The 21,080-nt window shown below is 69.8% G+C and carries 23 protein-coding genes; 1 reads left to right on the forward strand and 22 read right to left on the reverse strand.

The window, feature by feature from the left end:
* The first annotated feature begins 122 nt into the window (after nucleotides 1-122).
* Nucleotides 123-518 (forward strand): hypothetical protein, encoded by a 396-nt coding sequence (locus E3T28_RS13930; RefSeq protein WP_134432383.1) that lies wholly within the window; start codon nucleotides 123-125, stop codon nucleotides 516-518.
* A gap of 680 nt (nucleotides 519-1,198) precedes the next feature.
* Here E3T28_RS13930 and csrA read toward each other — a convergent pair.
* From csrA to E3T28_RS14045, 22 genes are all read right to left on the reverse strand, one after another.
* Nucleotides 1,199-1,666, reverse strand: a complete 468-nt coding sequence (csrA, locus tag E3T28_RS17650; protein ID WP_134432385.1) for a carbon storage regulator CsrA — start codon at nucleotides 1,664-1,666, stop codon at nucleotides 1,199-1,201.
* A gap of 9 nt (nucleotides 1,667-1,675) precedes the next feature.
* Nucleotides 1,676-3,022: a hypothetical protein gene (locus tag E3T28_RS16965; RefSeq protein WP_166787041.1), complete on the reverse strand. Its 1,347-nt coding sequence runs from the start codon at nucleotides 3,020-3,022 to the stop codon at nucleotides 1,676-1,678.
* The gene (locus E3T28_RS13950; RefSeq protein WP_134432389.1) at nucleotides 2,997-5,048 is read right to left on the reverse strand and encodes a flagellar biosynthesis protein FlhA; all 2,052 of its coding nucleotides are present in this window, start codon (nucleotides 5,046-5,048) and stop codon (nucleotides 2,997-2,999) included. The genes E3T28_RS16965 and E3T28_RS13950 overlap by 26 nt, the downstream gene beginning before the upstream one ends.
* Nucleotides 5,045-6,169 (reverse strand): EscU/YscU/HrcU family type III secretion system export apparatus switch protein, encoded by a 1,125-nt coding sequence (locus E3T28_RS13955; RefSeq protein ID WP_134432391.1) that lies wholly within the window; start codon nucleotides 6,167-6,169, stop codon nucleotides 5,045-5,047. Before E3T28_RS13955 ends, E3T28_RS13950 begins: the two co-directional genes overlap by 4 nt.
* Complete coding sequence (locus E3T28_RS13960; RefSeq protein WP_134432397.1) at nucleotides 6,170-6,928, reverse strand: flagellar biosynthetic protein FliR; 759 nt, start codon at nucleotides 6,926-6,928, stop codon at nucleotides 6,170-6,172. It abuts the gene before it with no gap.
* A 1-nt stretch (nucleotide 6,929) separates the two neighbouring features.
* Nucleotides 6,930-7,205, reverse strand: a complete 276-nt coding sequence (gene fliQ / locus E3T28_RS13965) for a flagellar biosynthesis protein FliQ (RefSeq protein ID WP_104099307.1) — start codon at nucleotides 7,203-7,205, stop codon at nucleotides 6,930-6,932.
* Nucleotides 7,205-7,996 carry a flagellar type III secretion system pore protein FliP gene (fliP, locus tag E3T28_RS13970; RefSeq protein WP_134432447.1) on the reverse strand — a complete coding sequence of 264 codons (792 nt, stop codon included), beginning with the start codon at nucleotides 7,994-7,996 and terminating at the stop codon, nucleotides 7,205-7,207. Before fliP ends, fliQ begins: the two co-directional genes overlap by 1 nt.
* Nucleotides 7,997-8,049: 53 nt before the next feature.
* Nucleotides 8,050-8,577, reverse strand: a complete 528-nt coding sequence (locus tag E3T28_RS13975; protein WP_134432398.1) for a FliO/MopB family protein — start codon at nucleotides 8,575-8,577, stop codon at nucleotides 8,050-8,052.
* Nucleotides 8,578-9,282, reverse strand: coding sequence for a flagellar motor switch protein FliN (fliN, locus tag E3T28_RS13980; protein ID WP_134432399.1), 705 nt, complete (start codon nucleotides 9,280-9,282; stop codon nucleotides 8,578-8,580). It abuts the gene before it with no gap.
* Complete coding sequence (locus E3T28_RS13985; RefSeq protein WP_241979353.1) at nucleotides 9,279-10,187, reverse strand: flagellar motor switch protein FliM; 909 nt, start codon at nucleotides 10,185-10,187, stop codon at nucleotides 9,279-9,281. The genes fliN and E3T28_RS13985 overlap by 4 nt, the downstream gene beginning before the upstream one ends.
* Before the next feature lie 40 nt (nucleotides 10,188-10,227).
* Complete coding sequence (locus E3T28_RS13990; RefSeq protein WP_134432401.1) at nucleotides 10,228-11,163, reverse strand: OmpA/MotB family protein; 936 nt, start codon at nucleotides 11,161-11,163, stop codon at nucleotides 10,228-10,230.
* A complete protein-coding gene (locus E3T28_RS13995; RefSeq protein ID WP_134432403.1) occupies nucleotides 11,160-12,008 on the reverse strand; it encodes a motility protein A in 849 nt (282 codons plus the stop codon). The genes E3T28_RS13990 and E3T28_RS13995 overlap by 4 nt, the downstream gene beginning before the upstream one ends.
* Nucleotides 12,008-12,319, reverse strand: coding sequence for a flagellar FlbD family protein (locus E3T28_RS14000; RefSeq protein WP_134432405.1), 312 nt, complete (start codon nucleotides 12,317-12,319; stop codon nucleotides 12,008-12,010). The genes E3T28_RS13995 and E3T28_RS14000 overlap by 1 nt, the downstream gene beginning before the upstream one ends.
* A gap of 594 nt (nucleotides 12,320-12,913) precedes the next feature.
* Nucleotides 12,914-14,509: an ABC-F family ATP-binding cassette domain-containing protein gene (locus tag E3T28_RS14005; protein WP_134432407.1), complete on the reverse strand. Its 1,596-nt coding sequence runs from the start codon at nucleotides 14,507-14,509 to the stop codon at nucleotides 12,914-12,916.
* 75 nt (nucleotides 14,510-14,584) lie between these two features.
* The gene (locus E3T28_RS14010; protein WP_134432409.1) at nucleotides 14,585-14,935 is read right to left on the reverse strand and encodes an HPF/RaiA family ribosome-associated protein; all 351 of its coding nucleotides are present in this window, start codon (nucleotides 14,933-14,935) and stop codon (nucleotides 14,585-14,587) included.
* A 93-nt stretch (nucleotides 14,936-15,028) separates the two neighbouring features.
* Complete coding sequence (locus E3T28_RS14015; protein ID WP_134432411.1) at nucleotides 15,029-16,201, reverse strand: flagellar hook protein FlgE; 1,173 nt, start codon at nucleotides 16,199-16,201, stop codon at nucleotides 15,029-15,031.
* Nucleotides 16,202-16,254: 53 nt separating this feature from the next.
* Nucleotides 16,255-16,710 carry a flagellar hook assembly protein FlgD gene (locus tag E3T28_RS14020; protein WP_241979354.1) on the reverse strand — a complete coding sequence of 152 codons (456 nt, stop codon included), beginning with the start codon at nucleotides 16,708-16,710 and terminating at the stop codon, nucleotides 16,255-16,257.
* A 73-nt stretch (nucleotides 16,711-16,783) separates the two neighbouring features.
* Nucleotides 16,784-18,139: a flagellar hook-length control protein FliK gene (locus tag E3T28_RS17585; protein ID WP_134432413.1), complete on the reverse strand. Its 1,356-nt coding sequence runs from the start codon at nucleotides 18,137-18,139 to the stop codon at nucleotides 16,784-16,786.
* Nucleotides 18,136-18,816 carry a C40 family peptidase gene (locus tag E3T28_RS14030; protein ID WP_134432415.1) on the reverse strand — a complete coding sequence of 227 codons (681 nt, stop codon included), beginning with the start codon at nucleotides 18,814-18,816 and terminating at the stop codon, nucleotides 18,136-18,138. Before E3T28_RS14030 ends, E3T28_RS17585 begins: the two co-directional genes overlap by 4 nt.
* On the reverse strand, nucleotides 18,813-19,253 hold the full coding sequence (locus E3T28_RS14035; RefSeq protein WP_134432417.1) for a flagellar export protein FliJ: 441 nt from the start codon (nucleotides 19,251-19,253) through the stop codon (nucleotides 18,813-18,815). The genes E3T28_RS14030 and E3T28_RS14035 overlap by 4 nt, the downstream gene beginning before the upstream one ends.
* Complete coding sequence (locus E3T28_RS14040) at nucleotides 19,253-20,602, reverse strand: FliI/YscN family ATPase (RefSeq protein ID WP_241979360.1); 1,350 nt, start codon at nucleotides 20,600-20,602, stop codon at nucleotides 19,253-19,255. Before E3T28_RS14040 ends, E3T28_RS14035 begins: the two co-directional genes overlap by 1 nt.
* Before the next feature lie 2 nt (nucleotides 20,603-20,604).
* A partial coding sequence (locus E3T28_RS14045; protein WP_134432419.1) for a FliH/SctL family protein occupies nucleotides 20,605-21,080 on the reverse strand: 476 nt, incomplete at its 5' end.

Genomic DNA, 21,080 nt, shown 5'->3' on the forward strand with positions numbered 1-21,080 from the left:
CCGCGGGGCTCGGCCAGATCGATACCGCCGTGACAATCGAGAGGCTCGCGGCGACACTCGAAGCCCTCCTGGCAGAGGTGTCGTCGCTGAATGCCGACTAGATCTTCACACGGACGCGACGGATGCGTGACGGGCTCGACGAGGCCGGCATCGCCGCCTGCGAAAAGCAGGCCTACGGCGAACACGGGCCGGCCGAACCCGCCGCGCACGGGCAGATCGAGGGCAACCCGGTTCCGATCTCGCTGGAAACAATCGACCGGATCCTGGGTGCAACCGGCATCCGCGCCACCACGTTCGACACCGTCGGTCAGATCGTCAACGTCGGCCTCGACGAACGACCCTTCACCGATGCACAGCGGGCCGCGATGGTCGTGCGTGACGGCGGATGCCTGTGGCTCGACTGCGACCGAGCACCGGCCGGTATAGGTCGACTCGGAACAGACGCTGATCGCACCGCCGAGCAAGAGGGCTGGGCTGTGCCTCCGGGTCTCGACGGACTGGACACAGGCGGTGCCTGAATCCGCGGGTAGAAGCCACCGCCGACCGAGATTCTCCTGCGCCAGCCCCGGATTGGCGCGCGCAACTGCTGCAAATTCTGACCGATGTGCCCGATTCAGCCGAAACGGCCCCGCGGCAAATTGCAGGAGTTCTGGACGAGGCGGGCACTCGGGCGCATGACCCGGTCACCCTGTGGCTAACTCAGGAAATCCGGGCCGGCCGGAGACATGCGGTGCCTGATTCCGCGGGCGGATGCCGCCGACGGCTGCGGTTTTCCTGAGTCAGCCACCGCGGCNGGATGCCGCCGACGGCTGCGGTTTTCCTGAGTCAGCCACCGCGGCAAATTGCAGGAGTTCTGGACGAGGCGGGCACTCGGGCGCATGACCCGGTCACCCTGCGGCTAACTCAGGAGATCCGGGCCGGCCGGAGACATGCGGTGCCTGATTCCGCGGGCGGATGCCGCCGACGGCTGCGGTTTTCCTGAGTCAGCCACCGCGGCTCGTGTGCATTCGCCAAGCGGGACGGGAGGGGAACCTCCGGAGGACCGGGTGCCGGGTCTCGNACGGGAGGGGAACCTCCGGAGGACCGGGTGCCGGGTCTCGACGGGCTCGACCACCGCCGGGGCACCCGGTGCGGGCGGGGCGCCAGGTCTCGACGGGCTCGACCACCGCCGGGGCGCCCGGTGCGGGCGGGGGCGGGGCTAAGGTGCGGGATCTGCAGGAGCTGCGAGGGCTGCAGGAGCTGCAGGAGCTGCGAGGGCGGCAGGAGCTGCGAGGGCGGCAGGAGTTGCGGGAGCTGCAGGAGCTGCGAGGGCTGCAGGAGCTGCAGGAGTTGCAGGAGCTGCAGGAGTTGCAGGAGTTGCAGGAGTTGCAGGAGTTGCAGGAGTTGCAGGAGCTGCGGGAGGTGCGGGCGGTGCGGGCGGGGCTGTGGGGAGGAGGCCGAGGGTGGCCTTGAGGCGGGCCTCGGCGTCGGTGTCACCCTGGCTCGAGAGGCTCGCCGCGATGTTCGCCTCGGTCACGGCACGCAGCACCTCGTCCCGCTGGATGCGCACCCCCCGAGGAGCGTCAACGCCGATCCGGATGCTGTCGCCGCGCACGTCGAGAACGGTGATGACGATGTCGTCACCAATGAGGATCTTCTCCCCCTGTTTGCGTGTTAGAACCAGCACTCGACCAGCCTAGCTTGACCCGTCGGCCTGGCCCGCGAGGCGCTGGCGCATTGCCGCCACGGTGCCGGCCGCCGCCGGGGCGCCGTCGACCCAGCCGATCGGGATCTGCAGCTCATCGACGGTCTCGGGCGAGGCGGTGGTGCCGTATCCCGTCACCGCGAGCGCATCGACGTTCACGCTCCGGACAACCTCGGCCGCCCACCGGGCGGTGTCTGCGGGCTTGCGCCCGGCATCCACGACGAGCCAGACCTGGTCCGCGTCGAGCGCCGCCACCAGGGCGGCGTGGATGTCCGCCGTGGCCGGGTCGCCACCCAGCCCGACGGCGAGAATACCGGTCTGTCCGAGCTCGACTCCCCTGGCCCGTGCCTCCAGCGCGGTGCGCCGGTCCAGGATGCGCGCGAGTCCGGCGGCGGCCTGCGTTCCTGCCGCGATCGTGCCGGCCACGAGAACCTCGGCAGAACCGTGCGCGGCGGCCAGCTCACGCGCCACCCGCAACGCGGCATCCTGCCATCCGACGACGAGGACGAGGTCGCCGACGCCCGGCAGCGGCCGCGGCACCGCCGCCTCGGCGGCCGCTTGCCGGCTCTCTCTCAGACGGGCGTCCCTGCGCCTGCCGACCCGGTGCGCGGAAGCACGGTCAGTAGCGGCGGAAGCCCGGTCGGGAGCGGCCGTGCGATCATCAGCCTGGGCCGGAGCATGATCACGCGTGCGATCAGACTCTCGGTCGAGGATACGGTCGGGGAACGCGACGCGGTCGGGGAACGCGACGCGGTCGGGGAACGCGACGCGGTCGGGGAACGCGACGCGGTCGGGGAACGCGACGCGGTCGGGCGCGATCGCCCGATCGGGCGCCCACCGAGCGGCCCCACGGTCAGCGGCGCGCGACGCAGCGGCGGCGGCCGGAGTGGTGGCAGCGGCAGGTTCGCTCGGCCGGACCCCGGGGGCCGGCGAGTCGGACGTGAGCAGCACCGGCGGGTGAGGCTCCTGAGTGGAAAAGGTGAGCTCGTCCATCAGGTGGGCGAAGCCGTCCGACGCGGTCGACAGGCGCGGAGCGGCCCCGGGAGCCCGGGGTGCATCGGCACGCCGGATGCCGGCCTCCGCGGCGTCGGCATCGTCAAGCAGCGCGGCGATGCCGAGCCGGGCCTGCACGTCCAGCCGGGAGTGAGCCGCGCGCCGGCGCCTGGCCGGCACCTCGACCGTGACCTCGATGTGCCTTCTCGCGAAGAAGCCCTTGATGCCGCCGACGGTGACCCGTTCGGCGGCCACGATGCGCGCATCCGCCCCATGCTCGGCGAGGATGCGCGCCTTCAGCTCCTGCAGGGACGAACCCTCAAGCAGAAATCGACTCGGTTCCACGCACCACTCCCACCGTCTCGATGGCCACGTTCGCCGATGTGACCTCCTGATAAGACAGGACGGCGATGCCGCCGGACTGCGCCGACACCAGTCGGCGGACGGCCGGTCGCAGCGCCGGCGCGCAGACCAGGACCGCGCTGAGCCCGGCCGCTTCGACGTTCGCCAGCGCCTCCTTCAGCGACCCGAGGATGGCGTCGACCCGGCTCGGCTCCAGCATGATCTGGGTGCCCTGGTCGGAGGGACGCATCCCCTCGAGCATCGACTGCTCGAGGGACGGCTCGATCATGATCACCCGGAGCAGCCCGTCGTCGAGATACTGCATGCTGAGGGCCGGCCCCAGCGCCTGCCGGGCGATCTCGACCAGCCCCTCCGGGTCGTTCGACACCTTGGCGCGCAGGGAGAGGGACTCGTAGATGCGAGGCAGGTCGTTGATCGGGATCTGCTCTGCGAGCAGTCCCTGCAGCACGCGCTGCACCTCGGCGAGGGAGAGCAGGCCGGGGATCAGATCCTCCACGGCGGACGGGTTGACCAGGCGCACCCCGTCGGTGAGAACGCGCACGTCCTCACGGGTGAGGAGCCGCGCCGCGTTGCCGGTGATGATCGAGGACAGGTGAGTGATGAGCACCGACACCCGGTCGATGACCGTGGCCCCGGTCATCTCCGCGCTGTGCCGCATCTCGCTGGGCACCCACTTGCCGGTGAGGCCGAAAACGGGCTCCACCGTGGCCTGACCCGGCAGCGAGTCGAGCGCGTCGCCGAGGGCGAGCACCTTGCCGGCCGGCGCGAGCCCGCGGCCGGCTTCCACCCCCGCGATCCGGATCGAATAGGTGGAGGAGGGCAGGTCCACGCTGTCGCGGGTGCGCACGGGCGGCACCACCACGCCGAGGTCGATGGCGACCTTGCGGCGCAGGGCACGCACGCGGGCCAGGAGGTCGTCCTGGGCTCCGGAGACGAGGTCGACCAGGTCGGGGGCGAGCAGGATCTCGAGGGCGTGCACCCGCATGGTCTCGATCAGGTCTTCGGGGGTGTCGGAGCGAGGCGCCGTCGCCTCGGCGGCGGCACCGGCATCCCGGCTCGCCTGGTCACGGCTCTCCCCTGCCTTGATCCGGCGGGCGAAGAGGATCAGGCCCAGCCCGATCACCACGAACGGGATGATCGGCATGCCCGGGATCAGCGCCATCAGGAGGGCCGCGCAGCCCGCGATCATCAGGGCGTTGCGGGACTGGGTGAGCTGGCCGGAGGCCGCCTCTCCGATGTCGGACTCCGCGTTGGAACGCGTCACGATCATGCCGGTCGAGACCGCCATCAGCAGCGCCGGGATCTGCGTCACGAGGCCGTCGCCGATGGTGAGCAGCGAGTAGGTGGTCATGGCCTCGGAGACCGACAGGCCGCGCTGGATCATGCCGATCGCGATGCCGCCGACCAGGTTGATGATGATGATGACGATGCCGGCGATCGCATCACCCTTGACGAACTTCGACGCGCCGTCCATGGCGCCGTAGAAGTCCGCCTCGGCGGAAACCTCGGCCCGGCGTTCCCTGGCCTGCACGTCGGTGATCAGGCCGGCGTTCAGGTCGGCGTCGATGGCCATCTGCTTGCCGGGCATGGCGTCGAGGGTGAACCGCGCCCCGACCTCGGCCACGCGTTCGGCACCCTTGGTGACCACGACGAACTGGATCACGACGAGGATCAGGAAGATCACCGCGCCGATGATGATCGACCCTCCCACGGCGACGTCGCCGAATGCGGCGATGACCTGCCCCGCGTAGCCGTCGCCGAGCACGAGCCGGGTCGAGGCCACGTTCAGGCCCAGCCGGAACAGGGTGGCGACGAGCAGCAGCGAGGGGAAGACGGAGAAGTCGAGCGGCTTCTTGACGAACATCGTGGTCAGCAGGGTGACCAGCGCCAGCAGGATGTTGGCGATGATCAGCACGTCGAGCAGCACGGCGGGCACGGGCACGACGAGCAGCAGGATGATGCCGACCACGCCGACCGGCACGGCGAGTTTGCTGAGATTACTGTTCATCGAGGGCCTCCGGCCGTCAGGACACGATCGTTGAGGGTGTGCACGCGGGAACCGTGGCCGGCCCCGTTGTGGGCTCCGGACCCGCGGGACTTCAATGCGAGCACGAAGGCGAGCACCTGCGCGACGGCGTTGTAGAGCTCCACCGGGATCTCGTCGCCCAGCTTGCAGGCGCTGTGCAGGGCTCGGGTGAGCGGGATGTCCCGCACGATGGGAACCCTGTCGCTCTCCGCCTGTTCCCGGATGCGAGCCGCGATCACTCCGGCCCCCGTGGCCACGACCCGGGGGGCGGACTTGCCGGGCTCGTAGCGGAGGGCGACGGCGAAGTGGGTGGGGTTGACCAGCACGACGTCGGCGGTGGCGACGGCGGCGATCATGCGGTTGCGGCTCATCGCGAGCTGCCGGGCCCGGCGCTGCGACTTGACCATCGGGTCACCCTCGGAGCTCTTGTTCTCGTCGGTGACCTCCTTCTTCGTCATGCGGGTGCGCTTGCGGTTGCGCTTCATCACGACGAACACGTCGGCGGCGGCCAGCACCAGCCCGGCAATGACCGCCGACTGCACCAGCGCGACCGCGCCGTCGCCGGCCGCCCCGATCAGCACGGAAACGGGCAGTCCCCCCGCAGTCATCAGGATGGGAGCGAGTCCCTGCACCACGAGCACCAGCACGAGACCCACGGCGATGGTCTTGAGCAGCGCCTTGACCCCCTGCCAGACGGCCTGGCCGCCGAAGGTGCGGCCGAGGCCGGTCACGAGGTTGAACTGCTCGTATTTTCCGGCGACCTTCTTGAAGTGCACGCCGCCCTGCGCCACAGCCCCCACGAGCACCACGACGAAGACCGTCGCGAGCATCGGGGTGAGGATGGCGCCCATCGAGGCCAGCGAGTCCACCAGCATCTGCACGGCGAGGTCCGGCTGAGGGTTCGCCACCAGGCTGCGGATGCGGATCATCTGGTCGGTGCCCGCATCGGCGGCCAGCCCGATCGTGACGGGCGTCATGGCGGCGGCCGCGCCGATGCCGATCCAGGCGGTCAGGTCCTGGGACTTGGAGAGCTGGCCCTTGGACCGCACCTCGCGCATCCGTTTGTCGGTGGCCTGCTCGGTCTTCTCACCGGAGTCGGACATCTATGTCACCCCCAGCATGGTGGCGACGGCGCCGTCGGTCAGCGACGCGACGATGCGCGGCAGCGCCGCGAACCCGGCGGCGCCCAGCGTGAACGTGATCAGGATCTTGAGCGGGAAGCCGAGCGCGAACGCGTTGAGGGCCGGGGCCACCCGGGTGAGCAGGCCGAGACCGGCGTCCGCGAGGAACAGGACGACGATCAGCGGTCCGGCGATCTGCACGGCGGAGAGCAGCATCTGGCCGACCGCGGCCGTCACGGTCTGCATCGGCACGGCGAGGTCGATGCCGCCGCCGATCGGCAGAGCGGCGAACGTGCGGGTGATGCCACCGAGGATCAGCTGGTAGCCGCCGGAGGCGAACAGCAGCGCCAGCGCGGTCATCTGGTAAAGCCGCGTGAACTGGGCGCCGTTGACCATGGCCTGCGGGTCGAAGCCCTGGGCGAGTTGGAAGCCGCCGAACATGTCGATCAGGTTGCCGGCGGACTGGATGGCGGAGAAGACGACCAGCACCAGGAAGCCGAGTACGCCACCGACCACGATCTCAAGGATCAGGGCGGCGATGAATCCGCCGGTGTCGGGCGAGACCCAGCCGGGCGTGACCCGCGGTGAGACCGCCAGGGCCAGGCCGAGGGCGAGCATGCCCTTGATCCGCAGGGGGAACGCGTTGTAGGAGAACGGCGGCGCCACGACGAGGAACGCCACCATGCGCACGCCCGCGAGCATGGTGGCTTCGATCCACGCGAAATCGAGGGTGATGTTCATCTCAGCCGCCGCCGATGAGGCCGGGGATCTTGGCGAAGAGCATCTCGGTGAACGACACCATCTCGGAGATCATCCAGTGCCCGGAGATGATCAGGGCCACGGCCACGGCGATTGCCTTGGGCACGAACGACAGCGTCACCTCCTGGATCTGCGTGATCGACTGCAGCAGGGAGATGGCAAAACCGACGACCAGGGCGGTGATCAGAATGGGAGCGGACAGCTTGCCGGCGATCAGGATGCCCTGCAGGCCGATGTCGAGGACGGCGTTGGTATCCATCAGCCACCCCGGTAACTGGAGACGAGGGTCGTGATGATCAGACCCCAGCCGTCGACGAGCACGAACAGGAGGATCTTGAACGGCAGCGAGATCATCACCGGCGGCAGCATCATCATGCCCATCGACATCAGCGCCGCGGACACGACGAGGTCGATCACCAGGAACGGCACGAAGATGACGAACCCGATGATGAAGGCGGCGCGCAGCTCGGAGATCATGAACGCGGGGATCAGGGTGAGCAGTGACACGGCGTCGCGGGTCTCTGGGTTCGGCTGATCGGCGGCCCGGGTCATCAGGGCGAGATCCTCTTCGCGGGTGTGCGCGAGCATGAAAGTGCGCAGCGGCTCCGAGCCGAGCGTGACGGCGTCATCGAAGTTCATCGTGCCGTTCAGGTACGGCTGGAGGGCACTGTCGTTGATGTCGGTGAGGATGGGCGACATGATGAACAGCGACAGGAACAAGGCCAGCCCGGCCAGCACCTGGTTCGGCGGGATCGAGGGCAGCGCTAGCGCGTTGCGGGTCATCGCGAGCACGACGAAGATCTTCGTGAAGCTGGTCATCATCAGCAACAGGGCCGGCGCGACCGAGAGCAGGGTGATCCCGATCAGGGTCACGATCGCCGAGGACGGTGCGCCGTTCGGGCCGTTGATCTGCACGTTGAGCCCGCCGCCGCCGGGCTCCGTGGGGGTGGCCGGGTCGGTCGGCGTGACCGGGTCGGTGGGGGCGGCGTGGCCGGCCGGCGCCACGAGCAGCACGAACGCCACGACGATTACGAGCACGAGGGCCGCCATCACCAGGTACCGGATGGTGTCCCGTCGCCGATCCGGGCGAACGGCCTGCGTGGTCACCGGCTCTGCCGGAGGGCGGCAGCTGTCTGCTGCCAGGTGGCGGCCGAAAGGATCGATCCGCTGATCCGGCTCGGCGCGGCCCGGTCCCGACGCGGACGGAGGATGAGCGGCGGGGTTAGCTCTGCGCCGGCGTGAGCGTGGCCGGCGTGAGCGTCGCCGGCGTGAGCGTCGCCGGCGTGCGCGTCGCCGGCGTGCGCGACAGCGTCGAGCTCGCGGGCGAAGTCGGAAGCGGCGTCGTGGGCGCGGGGCGCGGGGGCGGGCGCCGCGGCATCCATGGGCGCCTCACCGTCGTGGAGCACACTGACCGACTGCTCGGTCACGCCGAGCACGAACCGGCGGCCCTCGATATCGACGACGACGACGGATGCCTTCTGACCGACGCCCTGCCGGCCCACCACGGTCACCAGGTTCGGCGTGCGCCCGCCGAGAGAGCCCTTCGTCAGCTTGCGCTGGAGCACCCAGAGCAGCCCCAGCACGGCCGCCAGGGACAGCGCCACCCGAAGCGCGACCAGGACGGTGTCCACCTAGGTCAGGCTCTCGGCCACATCGAGGATCTGAGTGATCCGCACCGCGTAGTCCTGGTCGACGACCACGATCTCGCCGTGCGCGATCAGCCGGCCGTTGAGCAGGATGTCCGCAGGCGCCCCGGCGGACCGGTCCAGCTCGATGACGGCGCCCGGTTCGAGGGAGAGCACGTCGCGAACCGACATGCGGGTGCGTCCGATTTCCACGGTCAGCGCCATCTGCACGCTGTTGATGCGCCCGAGCTTGCCAGAGACGGACTGGCTGGCCCGAACCGCGCCGTCGGAGCGCCCGTTGTCGCGCAGTCGCACGGCGAACCAGCCGGTGACCTGGCCGTCGCCGGTCAGCTCGAAGACGCGGGTTTCGGCATCCGCGAACAGTGCCGTGGCGTCGTCTGAACGGGTGTCCCCCAGAACCCCGATCCCGAAGACGCCGGCGGCGCTCTCCAGAGCCGGCCGCAGCACGTCCTGGCGGGAGACCATCGAGGAATCGAGGCCGGCCGCGGAGTCGAGCGAGGCAGGGTCGGTCAGCACGACGGCGAGATCGGCGGAGGTGACGCCCACGAAGGAGGCGACCGCCGCGGTGCCCAGCCGGCCGGCGAGAGCGGCACCGGAGCAAGGCTCGGCCCGGAGCCGGGTGAGGGTGGGGAGCACGTCCAGCAGGGCCTCGACGGCCGCCGTCTGCACGGCGATAGGGATGACGGTCATGGGGTTGACTCCTCGGTGTCGATGACGATGCAGGCCAGGCGGGAGCCGTTGGAACCGACGGCGGCACGGGCGAGCGTGTGCCCGTCGACGACCACGTCGAGCGGGCGGTGCTGGGGGTGCGGAAGGGGCAGCACATCTCCGACTGCGAGACCCAGCACGACACTCGGTAGTACCAGGGAGGGCGCCAACTGCAGGGAGACATCCACCGGCACCTGGGCCAGTTGGGCGCGCAGCAGGTCGGCCGGGTCGTCGCCTCCAGCCTCCGGGGCCGACTCGACGAGCTGGGGCAGCAGCGCCTCCGCGGGGAGGGCGACCGTGGCGGCGCAGGACGCGTCGCCGATGCGCATCGTGAAACTGGCCACGATCATCAGGTCGGCGGTCGCCGCGGCCTGCGCGAACTGGGAGTTGTACTGGATGCCGCCGACGGTGATCGTGTGCACGAGCACGGAGCCGAGCGAGTACCGCAGGTCTTCGAGGGCGTCGTCCATGAGCCGCCGCACCAGGGCCAGCTCGATCTGGGTGAACGCCCGTTCCGGCGGCGTGGTGACCGCTGTTCCGCCCAGCATGTGGCTCACCCAGGACAGGGCCGCGGAGGTCGGGAACTGCACGACTGCCTTCGCGGGGATGCCGATCACCGGGCAGAGCACCATGGCGGTCGTGGCAGGCAGCGACGACGCGTACTCGTCGTAGGTGCGCATGATCACGTGGTCGCATTTCACCTGGGACATGACGCGCACCTTGGCGGTGAGCTGGGTGCCCCACTGGCGCGCGAAGGTCTCGAAGGCGAGTTCGAGCACCCGGGAGTGCTCGCGTGCGAGCGTTGTCGGGCGACGAAAGTCGTACACCTCGACGGTGCGCTCCGTCGAAGCGGGCACACCGATCACTGCTTGTTCCTGGACCGTCACGGTGAGGACTATCGGTCAGAGCAAACGGATGGTTAGCAGCTCAGTGAGCTTTCTCCGCGTCTGCGGCACCGTCGGTTCCCGAGGTCTTCGTGGTTCCCGGGGACTTCGTGGTTCCCGCGGTCTTCGTGGTTCCCGGGTCTTTCTCCGGTTCCGTCTCCGCGGCGGTGACCCCCGAGATGATGTCGGGGATCAGGGTGCGCACCGCCTCCGGCTGGCTGGAGAGGAGCACCACGTCGACCCGCCGGTTCTGAGCCTGGGCGGCCAGGTCGGCGCCCTTCGCGACCGGCCGGGCCGAGCCGTAGCCCACGGCGGAGATCCGTTCCTGGCCCACGCCGCCGAACTCGACCAGGCGACGGAGCACGGCGGTCGCGCGCCCGGCAGACAACTCCCAGTCGGTGGGGAAGTTGGTGGTGATGCCGTGCCGGTCGGCGTGACCCTCCACCTTCACCTCCCGGGTGTTGGCGGAGAGGATCGGCGCGACGGCGTCGAGGACCTGAACGGCCTGACCGCTCAGGTTGGCGAGGTTGGGCTCGAAGAAGGCCTCGGAGCCGATCAGCCCGATGACCAGGCCGCGCTCGTCGATGGTGAACTGCACCTGCTGAGCAACGCCCTGGGCATCCACTGCGGCCTGCAGGGCGTCGCGTACCGAGGTGAGGTCCTTGACCTCCGCCGCCGCGAGGTCGATGTCGGTGAACCCGGTCACCTCGGACTGGGCGACCTTGTCCTCGGTCACGACCACGCCCTTGGCCGTGTCGACCTTGCCGACGTCGGTGACTCCGAACCCGGTCGCGAGGGAGTTCTTCAGCTGCAGGAACTTCTCCTGGTCGACCGAGGACATCGCGAACAGCACGATGAACATGCACATCAGCACGGTGACCATGTCCATATAGGACGCCATCCAGCGCTCGTCGACGTGCTCGACGTGCTCTTCCTCGAGGCCCCGCCCGCGGCTCCGGCCGCGGCCATGCCCGCTCATGCTGCCTTCGGCAGAGACTTGTCCGCCTTGTCCGCCTTGTCCGCCTTGGCGTCCTTGCCCGGTTTGCCTGGTTTGCCGGCCTTGCCTGCCTTGGCGGATGCCGGAGCGGGCACCATGGCGCGCAGCCGCTCGCCGAGCAGCCGAGGCTGGCTGCCTGCCTGCACGGCCAGCGCGCCCTCCAGGAGCAGGGTCATCCGTTCGACCTCGAGATCACTGAGGCGCTTGAGTCGGCTGCCGATGGGCAGCCAGAGGAAGTTGGCCGTGAGCAGTCCCCACAAGGTGGCGACGAAAGCGGCGGCGATCATCGGGCCGAGGGTGGACGGAGTGTCGAGGTTCTCGAGCACGTGCGTGAGCGAGACGACGGTTCCGATGATGCCCACCGTGGGTGCGTAGCCGCCGAGGGTGGTGAAGAACTTGGCGGCGTTGCGGCTCTGCTTGGTGGCGGTCGCGAGCTCGTCTTCCAGCAGGATGCGCAGTTCGTCACCGTCCGTGCCATCGGCGATATTCTGCAGGGCGCCGCGCAGGAACGGGTCGGCGACGGTGTCCGCCTCCTGTTCGAGGGCGAGCAGACCGGAGCTACGGGCCGTCTCGGCGAGCCCGACGACCTGGTCGATGACCTGTTGGGGCGGGGTGGTCTTACCGATGAAGGCGCCGGGTACGGCCTTGAACGCGGAGAGCGCGTCCCTGATCGTGCCGCCGGCGATGCCGACCGCGATGGTGGCGCCGAAGACGAGGATCATCGGGGCCGGCAGAAGGATCGACTGGATGTGGCCGCCCTCGATGGTGATCATCGCGAAGAGGGAGCCGAAGGCGATGGCGATGCCGACCAGGGTTGCCGGATCCATCAGATCCTCCTGGGGCGCGAGGGAACCGTGCTGCCCGGTTCAATGATTTCCTCGATCGCGTGCGGACCGTCGACGATTTCAAGCGAACGGATGCCGGGCCGGTAGTCGGCATCCGGTGTCAGGTAGGCCAGCGAGATCACGTGGGCCCGGAACCGGGCGATCTTCTCGATGACGTCGTCCAGGGTCTCCGTGACGATGAACTTGGCGCCGTCGACCATGACCAGTGTCGTATCGGGGCTCGCGTGGATGCGTTCGATCAGGTCGGGATTGATCGCGAACTGGCTGTCGTTCAGCCGCGTCACAACGATCATGGTGTCCATCCCGAGGTCAGAACGGTTCCAGCAACCGTCACGGCCCACTGTCGGCCGCCCGGCCGGACGCGTTAGCTGCGAGCCGGAACGATCCCCGCGCCCGACCTGGACAGCCGCACCGGCACATCCGTCGCGGCGCCCGCACGTGTGACTTTCCTGACCGTCGTAGTGCACGCAGGCCCTCCGCCTCGAACGAATTCGACGGAGATTCTGGACAAAACGCTTCGAAACACGTGGATATCGCGCTCTTCCCCGAAAATCTCCGTCGAATTGGTTCGGGTCGAACGGAGCGAGAGGTCGAGGTCCGAACCGCACGAGCGTTGCGGTACATTCGTCGCCGATTGTGGCCAACTCAGGAGATCCGTCTGGCCGAGCCGGAAATCCGGTCTGCATCCGCACAGGTCCGCGGCGGTCGGTCAACCCGGCCGCCGGATGTCCTGAGTTGGCCGCACGCACGGGCTCCGCCGGGGCGGCACACACGGAAGAGTGTGGAGAGCCAGAATCTCCGTCGAACTGATTCGACGGAGATTCTGCCCAAAACGCACTCAAAGACGAGAAAACCGCGCTCTGTCGCGAAAATCTCCGTCGAATTGGTTAGGCCGCGCGCACCACGATCTCGCCGGGCGCGGCCGCGTCGCCGCCGAAGACCAGGTGCCGGGTGGCGATCTTGTCGGTGAAGAATCGGTCGTGGCTGACCACCACGACGGCGCCGGGGAAGTGGATCAGTGCTCGTTCCATCACCTGCGTGCTGGCCATGTCGAGGTGGTTGGTCGGCTCGTCGAGCAGCAGCACGGCGGCCCCGGACAGCAGGCACTGCGCCATGGCGACGCGGGCCCGCTGCCCGCCGGAGAGGTTGCCGATCTTCTGTTTGAGGTCGGCCTCGGAGAATTGGAACATGGCGAGGAACCGGTTGACCGACTTGCGGGTCGCGGTGAACGCGAGGCTGCCCGGCATCGCGTTCACGGAGTGACTGACGGTGTCGTCGTCGGCGAGGCCGTCGAGCACCTGGTTATAGGAGACCACGGCGGCACCGGATGCCCAGGCCACCTCTCCGAAATCGGCCTTCTCCTCCCCCGCCAACACCCGCAGCAGGGTGGTCTTGCCGCTGCCGTTGGCGCCCAGGATCACAATGCGGTTGCCGCGCCGGATCTCGAAGGTGAGATCGGTGAACAGGGTCTTCTCGCCGAAGGACTTGCTGAGCGACTCGATCCGGCAGAGTGAGTCCTTCACGTGCAGACCGCCGTAGATCTCGGTGATGATCGTGTCGACGGGCCGCGGGCTGCGGGTCTTCTTGATGTGCGCAAGCTGGCTGTCGAGGGTGCGGCTGGCGGCCTTCGCTGCCTCGCGGCGGTCGCTGATCCCCTCCGCCTCGAACGCGAGCAGTTCCGACTCGTGCAGGAACTGCTGTTCGAGGGTCTTCAGTCGGAACTGCTTCTGCACCACGTATTCGCCGAAGTTGCCGGGGTATTCGTGCAGGTGGTAGTTCTCGACCTCGATGATGCGGGTGACGACCCCGTCGAGGAACCGGCGGTCGTGCGAGACGATGACGGCCGCGCCGCGGAATCCGCGGAACCAGGCCTCGAGCCACTCGACCCCGGCGACGTCGAGGTAGTTGGTCGGTTCGTCCAGGAGCAGCACATCGGGCTGCTCGAGCAGGATCTTCGCCAGCGCCGCCCGGTTGCGCCAGCCGCCGGACAGCTTGTCGATGGCGCAGACCCGGTGGGCCTCATCGAACCCGAGGGTGGTCAGCGCGCTGTCGATGCGCCGTGGGTAGTCCCACCCGTCGAGGCGGTCCATGTCTTCGAACAGCTCGGCCTGGCGGTGGATCAGCCGGTCGAGTTCGTCGCTCTGCGAGGAGTCCGCGGCGATCCGGGCGTCGATCGACGCGAGTTCAGCCTCGAGGGCCTTGATCGGGGCGAACAGCCCGTCGAGAACCTCGGTGATCGTGGATTCTCCGTTCAGCTCGGAAAACTGGGAGAAGTAGCCCACCCGGGTTCCGGCCTCGAGGGTGACGGTGCCGGCATCCGCGCTCACCTGCCCGAGGACCAGCTTGAGGATCGTCGACTTTCCCGACCCGTTGCGGCCGATCAGACCCACCCGGTCGCCCGGTTCGAGCCGGAAGAAGGCCTCCCGCAGGATCTGGTTGTTCTCGAAGCGGATGCTGACGTCGTTCAGCCTGATCAGGCTCACTGCGGCCGTCCTCTCGGGTGCGGTTCGGGCCCCGGGCGAGGCGGACGCCCAACTTTACCGGGTCGGGCGGGCGGTTCAGGGCGTCTGCTCGTCCCCCATCGAAGATGCGCCCTTGTGCTCGTCCATCCGACCGAACGCGCTCTCGAGCACCCTGGCCAGCTTGTGCAGCGCACCGCCGACGGCCCCGGCCACCGTCGAGGCGTGGTCGGTCGCCGCGAGGGGATTGCCGCCGGCGGGCCGCACTTCGAGCAGGCAACGGATGTCATCGGTCGTCGCCCGGCCGGCACTCTCGTCGCGCAGATGCACCTCGACCCGGGTCAATCGGGAGCTGAACCGGGCCAGAGCCGTCTCGACGGTGGCCTCCACCTCCTGGGCGACCGTGTCCGTGCCCGCGATGTTGTTGTCGGTGTTAACCAGGATTTGCATCTTTGCTCCTCAGCTATTCGACTCTTCATTCCAGTATGGCGCGCAGGTATCTGCCGTAGCACCACGCGTCAACGCTGGTCATCCGCCGAGGTGTTACCGCTTCAGGTTGGTGAGCTCCTGCAGCACCTCGTCAGAGGTGGTGATGATGCGCGCATTCGCCTGGAAGCCGCGCTGGGCGACGATCAGGTTCGTGAACTCCTGCGACAGGTCGACGTTGGACATTTCGAGGGTCCCGCCGCTGAGCGAGCCGAGGCCGCCGTCGCCGGGGGCGCCCAGAGCAGCGATCCCCGAGTTGAAGGTGGCACGGTAGGCCGAGGACCCGGCCTTCTCGAGTCCGCCCGGGTTGGTGAAGGTGGCGAGGGCGATCCGGGCGATGGATGTCTGGCTGCCGTTGCTGAACAGGCCCACCAGGGTTCCGTCCTTGCCGAGGGTGAAGGATTGGAGGGACCCTGCGGTGGAGCCGTCCTGGCCGCTGATCGTGGCCGTGGTCAGGCCCGCCTGCCCGGTGAGGGCGGTCAAATTGACTGCTACGCCGTTCACAACAAGCGGACGGGTTGCTGTGAGCACCCCCTGCGCGTCCAACGTCAGAGCGGTGGAGCCGGTCCCGGCTCCGTCGGTACCGGCGACGTCCCAGCCGGATGCCGAGCGGGTGAAGGTGACCGACAAAGTGCGGGCGGTGCCCAGCGTGTCGTAGACCGAGACGTCCCGCATGATGGCGGCGCCCACCGTCGCATCCGCCGGCAGGTTGCCGACCAGGGTGGCGCCGCCGGTCGCCTTCGCCGGGACCATGGCCTGCAACGGCAGGGTGATGTTGCCCACGGGGCCACCCTCGTTGATCTGGCCGTTGACACCGTTCCAGCCCTGCACGATCGCGCCGTCCGGGGAGACCAGGCGACCCTCGGCGTCGAAGTCGAAGGCACCCGCACGGCTGTAGAGCGTCTCGCCGGCGAGCTGGGTGACGAAGAACCCGTCGCCGGAGATCGCGATATCGGTGGCACGTCCGGTGGACTGCGCGGAGCCCTGAGAGAAGTTCGTGGCGATCCCGGCCACCTGCACGCCGAGCCCGACCTGGGCCGGGTTCGTGCCGCCCACCTGCTCCTGAGGCCCGCCCGCGCCCTGCTTCAGCTGCGAGAGAGTGTCCTGGAACTGCACGGCCGACGCCTTGAACGCGGTGGTGTTGACGTTGGCGATGTTGTTGCCGGTGACGTCGAGCATGGTCTGGTGCGAGCGGAGGCCGGAGATGCCGGAGTAGAGGGAACGAAGCATGGGGTGCTGCCTTTCGGTGAGAAGCGAGAGCGAGAACGGATGAGGAGTGCGGGTTACGCGGAGAGGCCGGGTGTGGTGCCGGTGCCGGCGCTGGTCCCGGCGGTGACGCCGGTAACCAGGTCGAGGGCCACGAGGGTTCCGTCGATGCTGACCTGAGGCACGGCGCCGGCATAGGAGACGCTCAAGGCGGTGCCGGTGCCCACGGTGCCGTCGGCCTGGGTGAAGGTGACGTTCTGACCGACCAGGGCGGCGGCGGCCACGCGCATCTGCAGGGAGAAGTTCTCGTCAGCCGTTGTCGACAGCGCCGCCAGCTTCTCCATCATGGCCAGCTGCGTGGTCTGCGAGATCATCTGGTTGGTGTCCATGGGCGAGCTGGGGTCCTGATTGCGCAGCTGGGTCACCAGCAGCGACATGAACGCCTCGGAGTCCAGGGTCTGTTTCGGGGCACGCACGGGAGTGGTCGAGTACATCCCGGCCGGGGCGGCTGCTGCCACTGCGTCGATGGTCAATGGGTCTCTCTTCTGGGGTGGTGGGGTCTGCGGCGGTGAGGTCTGTGGTCGTGCTGTCTGTGGCGCCGGCAGCTCAGGCGAGAACGTCGATGGTGTGCGAACCGGCAGCACGCAGGGAAGACGAACGAGGGTCGGCGACGGTGTGAGCGGCCGGATCGCCCCGGGTGACCCTGTCGTCACCGGCCGGTCGATCCGGGCGGGCGTCGGGCCCGCTCTGCCGGGAGGCCGAGGGGTCCGACGCGCGGGCATCGGCGGACAGGGTGAGCTGGGCGTTCAGGCCGCCGCCGGAGAGGTCCCGGCGCAGGTCGGGCAGGATGGCCCGGAGCGCCTCGCGGGCCAGATCGGTGGGCGCGAACAGCTCGACCCGGAGGTTCTCGCCGCGCACGTGCGCCTGCACGGTGACCGGACCGAGAGTGTCGGGGCTCACGCTGATGGTCATCACGTGGTCGCCATTGGCAGCGCCCACCAGGGTGAACAGGGGCCGGGACACCTGGCCGGCCAGCGACGCGGGAGGGGTTGCCGGCGCCGGGGCGCCAAGCGGCACGACGGGGGCGGCTGCCGGGGTGGCCGCCGCGGCCGGGGTGCCGAGGGGCACCAGCAGGGCGGTGGGGGCGGCGGCCTCGGCCTGGGCCAGGTTCACGGTGGCTACGCGGTCACCGGCGACGGATGTGCGCGCGGCAGCCGGGACGCCCGCGGATGCCGCACCGGCGGCGGGCAACGCGTCGGCTGCGGTGGGAGGCGCGGGCACGGCGGTGGCGGGAGTTCCGGCCGGCAGCGCGGGTCCGGATGCGGCGGGCGCTGCCGGGCGGGTGTCGGAGGCGCCGGTGGACGTGTCGGTGGACGTGTCGGTGGAGCCTGAGCCGGATCCCGTGGTGCTGCCGGATCCCGTGGTGCTGCCGGTGGCCGCGGCGGTATCGGTGGCCGTAGCGGTCGGGGTCGGGGTCGCTGGCGCGGTCGCGGTCGGGGTCGCGGTCGGGGTCGGGGTAGTGGTCGCGGTCGCGGCGGAGGCGGTGAGGGCGGCGCCCTCCGCGGGGGCACCGGTGTCAGGGCCGGTGGCTTCGGCACCGGTCGACAGTGGCGTGAGGCTGAACCCGGCGGGCGGCAAGACAGCGCTCGGCTGCTGGTGCGCCGGGGCCGGCGCCGCACCGGTCGGGGTGTCCGTCATCAGGTCGGAGGTCGGTGCGGGGCCCGGTTCGGGGGTGCGCTCCGAGGTGGTCCTGGAACTCCGGTCCGAGGTCGGCGCGGGACCGGGCGCGGAGGCGCGCGGGCCGGCGAGGGTGCCCTGCAACACGGACGCGAACGAGCCGGTACCCGCGCCGGAGCCGGAGCTCGGGCGGGCCCCCAGTGGACCGCCCGCGGAAGAGGAGGATGCCGGCGTCTGTGCGGTGGCGTGGTGCGCCGGCGTGAGCCGGACGGAGGCGGCGTTCATCGGGAAGTTCCGTTCATGAAGGAGGCCAGTGCGGCACTGAGCTGGCTGCCGGCGGCCGACGAAGCGGTCGGCGTGGCCGCGGCGCCCGGACTCGCGGCGGCGGCCGGGGCATCCGGAATCACCCGGCGGATGGTGGTGATCTCGGAGTCGTCCATGTAGGCCTCGACCAGGCAGACCGTGCGGCCCTCATAGGGTGCGTGGATGACCTTGTTGTCACCGGCGTAGATCAGGATGTGGTCGCCGCCACCGGTGACGATCAGGTCACCGGGCCTCGCCTCGGCAAGGGATTCGACCTCGGTGCCGATCTTCATCTGACCCGATACCAGGCGCGGCACGTCTATGCCCATTTCGGCATACACGGTCTGCACCAGGCCCGAGCAGTCCATCCCGCTGCCGTCTTCACCGCCGAAGACGTAGGGCACACCCAGGTACTTCTTCGCGGCGTCGACCACGTCGGCGCCGGTGGCCCCGCCAAGGTTCGGTGCGCCCGGGCCGACCGCGGCGGCTGCCGACACGGACGCCAGGGCGTCGGCGAAGGTGTTCGCCGAGGTGCTCGCGCCCGTGCCGGCGACGCGGCCGGCGGCGGCCTGCGACTTCTGGGCGTTCGCCCCTGCTGAAAGCTGCACGAGTGTCGCCTGGATCTCGCTGACCCGGCCCATCGCCGCGATCATGGTCATCGCGGGTCACCGTCCGCGCCCCGGTTGCGGTGCCAGCCGGTTGACGCGATCTCGTCGAGGATGGTCTGTTCACGGTGCAGGTCGTCGGCCGTCACCAGGGCTCCGTGGCGACCCTCGAGCTTCTCCAACCGCACCGAATCGGCGCGGGTCGTGTCGAAGGCGACTTGAGCCTCGCCGACGGCGACCTGGTAGTTGCGGCCGAGGGCCTCCATGTCGGCCAGCATGCTGTGCGCCGACGCGCGGGCGAAGGCGATCGCGGCGAGCGTGTCGGCCCCGCTGGCCAGGGTCGGCGTGCGGTCCAGAGTCGACCTGGCCGCGGCGCGGCGCGCCGTATTGGCCTGGGCGGTGGCGTTGGCCTGAGCCAGGTCGCCGGCCGCCTGGTCCTGCTGCAGATGACGAAGCCGGAGGAGGCCGGCGAGAGCGAATGTGCGTTTCATCAGAGCGCCCCCAGCGTTCGAGTCAGTGTGGTGAGGTGGCCCCAGGCGAGCGGGGCCGAGGTCTGGTCGTCCATGCGCTGCTGCAGGAACGCGTTGATGGCGCCCTCGTTGTCGACGGCGGCGTCGACCAGCGGGTTCGTGCCCCGCCGGTAGGCTCCGACGTCGAGCAGGTCCTGCGCGTTACGACGGGCGGCGAGCACCCGACGCAGCAGACCGGCAAGCCGGTTCTGCTCCGGGCTGTTGACCCGGGAGGCGACGCGGGAGATCGAGGACAGCGCGTCGACAGAGGGGAAATGACCGAGAACAGCCAGTTTGCGGTCGAGTACGACGTGTCCGTCGAGGATCGAGCGGGCGGCATCCGCAATGGGCTCGTTGTGGTCGTCGCCGTCGACGAGCACCGTGTAGACGCCCGTGATCGAACCGGTTTCGTCGGTGCCGGCGCGCTCGAGCAGGCGGGCGAGCAGGGAGAAGGTCGACGGCGGATAGCCACGGGTGGCCGGCGGTTCGCCGACCGAGAGTCCGATCTCGCGTTGGGCCATCGCCACCCGGGTGAGTGAATCCATCATCAGCATCACGTCGGCGCCGTCGTCGCGGAACGACTCGGCTATCCGGGTGGCCAGGAAGGCGGCGCGCAGGCGCATCATGGCCGGCTCGTCGGAGGTCGACACGACCACGATCGAGCGGGCGAGCCCCTCGGCGCCGAGGTCGTCCTCGAGGAATTCGCGGACCTCGCGGCCGCGCTCCCCCACCAGCGCGATGACCGAGACCTCGGCGTCGGTGCCGCGAGCGATCATGGAGAGCAGCGAGGACTTGCCGACGCCGGAGCCGGCGAACAGGCCCATCCGCTGCCCCTTGCCAACGGTGGTGAGGGTGTCGAGCACGCGCACGCCGAGCTGGAGCGGGGTCTGGATGCGGGAGCGGGCCATGGCGGAGGGGCTGTCGTGGTCGAGGCCGACGAACCGGGCCACATCGAGAGGGCCCTTGCCGTCGATGGGACGGCCGAGGCCGTCGATGACGCGACCGAACAGGCCGGTCCCGGTGGGCACGAGGTGGGGGGTGCCGCCGGACCGCACCGGCGTTCCGATACGGATGCCGGTCATCCGGCCCAGGGGCATGCAACGGATGCCGCCCTGCGTCGTGGCGACGACCTCGGCGTCGATCTCGGCGTCGATCTCCCCGCCATCGCCGACCGTGACGAGATCGCCGATCGCGGAATTGAGACCGCGCACTTCCAGGCCGAGTCCGACGATCGACGAGACGACGCCCACCCGCTGGGGCCGGGCCGCGTCGAGCGCGGAGCGGATCCTCTCCGCCCGCGGACGCCAGGCCTGCGCCTGCGCCTGCGCCACGGTCACGACCCGGCTCCGGTGAGCGCGGCCTTCGCACGGGCCAAGGCGGTGCCGATCCGCGCGTCGAGGAATCCGTCGGGGAACTCGGCGATCGCGTCGCCGCGGGCCAGGCCGGAGTCGGCCGTGAAGTCGACGCCGGCATCCTCTCGGGTGACCAGGTCGATCAGTGCGAGGTCGTCGGGGTTCATCCGCACGGAGTGCGGGCGAACGGTGCCGAGGGCGCCGGTGCCGATGCTCTCGCCGGAGGCGAGGGCGCGGCCCAGGGCGGCCCGCGCCGAAGCGTCGGCGTCGCCGAGCGAGTGGCAGAGGATCGCTTCGGCCAGCTCCAGCGCGGTCGTGACGAGGGTGTCCTCGGCGTCCTGGACCACCGGCACGGTGCGGGCGTGCAGCGCGGCCGCGGCCGCGGCGAGCAGGGCGACCGCCCGGTCGACCCGCGCCTGGCCGTGCCGCACCGCGGCGGCCTGCTCGGCGTCGAGGC

The sequence above is a fragment of the Cryobacterium sinapicolor genome (genome assembly GCF_004403465.1).
In the GTDB taxonomy this organism is placed as follows: Bacteria; Actinomycetota; Actinomycetes; order Actinomycetales; family Microbacteriaceae; genus Cryobacterium; species Cryobacterium sinapicolor.

What these genes read in the sequence shown, in the direction of transcription:
- E3T28_RS13930 (WP_134432383.1), top strand. Translation starts at nt 123, where the DNA reads ATGCGTGACGGGCTCGACGAGGCCGGCATCGCCGCCTGCGAAAAGCAG.
- E3T28_RS13950 (WP_134432389.1), bottom strand. Translation starts at nt 5,048, where the DNA reads ATGAACAGTAATCTCAGCAAACTCGCCGTGCCGGTCGGCGTGGTCGGC.
- E3T28_RS13955 (WP_134432391.1), bottom strand. Translation starts at nt 6,169, where the DNA reads ATGTCCGACTCCGGTGAGAAGACCGAGCAGGCCACCGACAAACGGATG.
- E3T28_RS13960 (WP_134432397.1), bottom strand. Translation starts at nt 6,928, where the DNA reads ATGAACATCACCCTCGATTTCGCGTGGATCGAAGCCACCATGCTCGCG.
- fliQ (WP_104099307.1), bottom strand. Translation starts at nt 7,205, where the DNA reads ATGGATACCAACGCCGTCCTCGACATCGGCCTGCAGGGCATCCTGATC.
- fliP (WP_134432447.1), bottom strand. Translation starts at nt 7,996, where the DNA reads ATGGCGGCCCTCGTGCTCGTAATCGTCGTGGCGTTCGTGCTGCTCGTG.
- fliN (WP_134432399.1), bottom strand. Translation starts at nt 9,282, where the DNA reads ATGACCGTCATCCCTATCGCCGTGCAGACGGCGGCCGTCGAGGCCCTG.
- E3T28_RS13990 (WP_134432401.1), bottom strand. Translation starts at nt 11,163, where the DNA reads ATGAGCGGGCATGGCCGCGGCCGGAGCCGCGGGCGGGGCCTCGAGGAA.
- E3T28_RS13995 (WP_134432403.1), bottom strand. Translation starts at nt 12,008, where the DNA reads ATGGATCCGGCAACCCTGGTCGGCATCGCCATCGCCTTCGGCTCCCTC.
- E3T28_RS14000 (WP_134432405.1), bottom strand. Translation starts at nt 12,319, where the DNA reads ATGATCGTTGTGACGCGGCTGAACGACAGCCAGTTCGCGATCAATCCC.
- E3T28_RS14010 (WP_134432409.1), bottom strand. Translation starts at nt 14,935, where the DNA reads ATGCAAATCCTGGTTAACACCGACAACAACATCGCGGGCACGGACACG.
- E3T28_RS14015 (WP_134432411.1), bottom strand. Translation starts at nt 16,201, where the DNA reads ATGCTTCGTTCCCTCTACTCCGGCATCTCCGGCCTCCGCTCGCACCAG.
- E3T28_RS17585 (WP_134432413.1), bottom strand. Translation starts at nt 18,139, where the DNA reads ATGAACGCCGCCTCCGTCCGGCTCACGCCGGCGCACCACGCCACCGCA.
- E3T28_RS14030 (WP_134432415.1), bottom strand. Translation starts at nt 18,816, where the DNA reads ATGACCATGATCGCGGCGATGGGCCGGGTCAGCGAGATCCAGGCGACA.
- E3T28_RS14035 (WP_134432417.1), bottom strand. Translation starts at nt 19,253, where the DNA reads ATGAAACGCACATTCGCTCTCGCCGGCCTCCTCCGGCTTCGTCATCTG.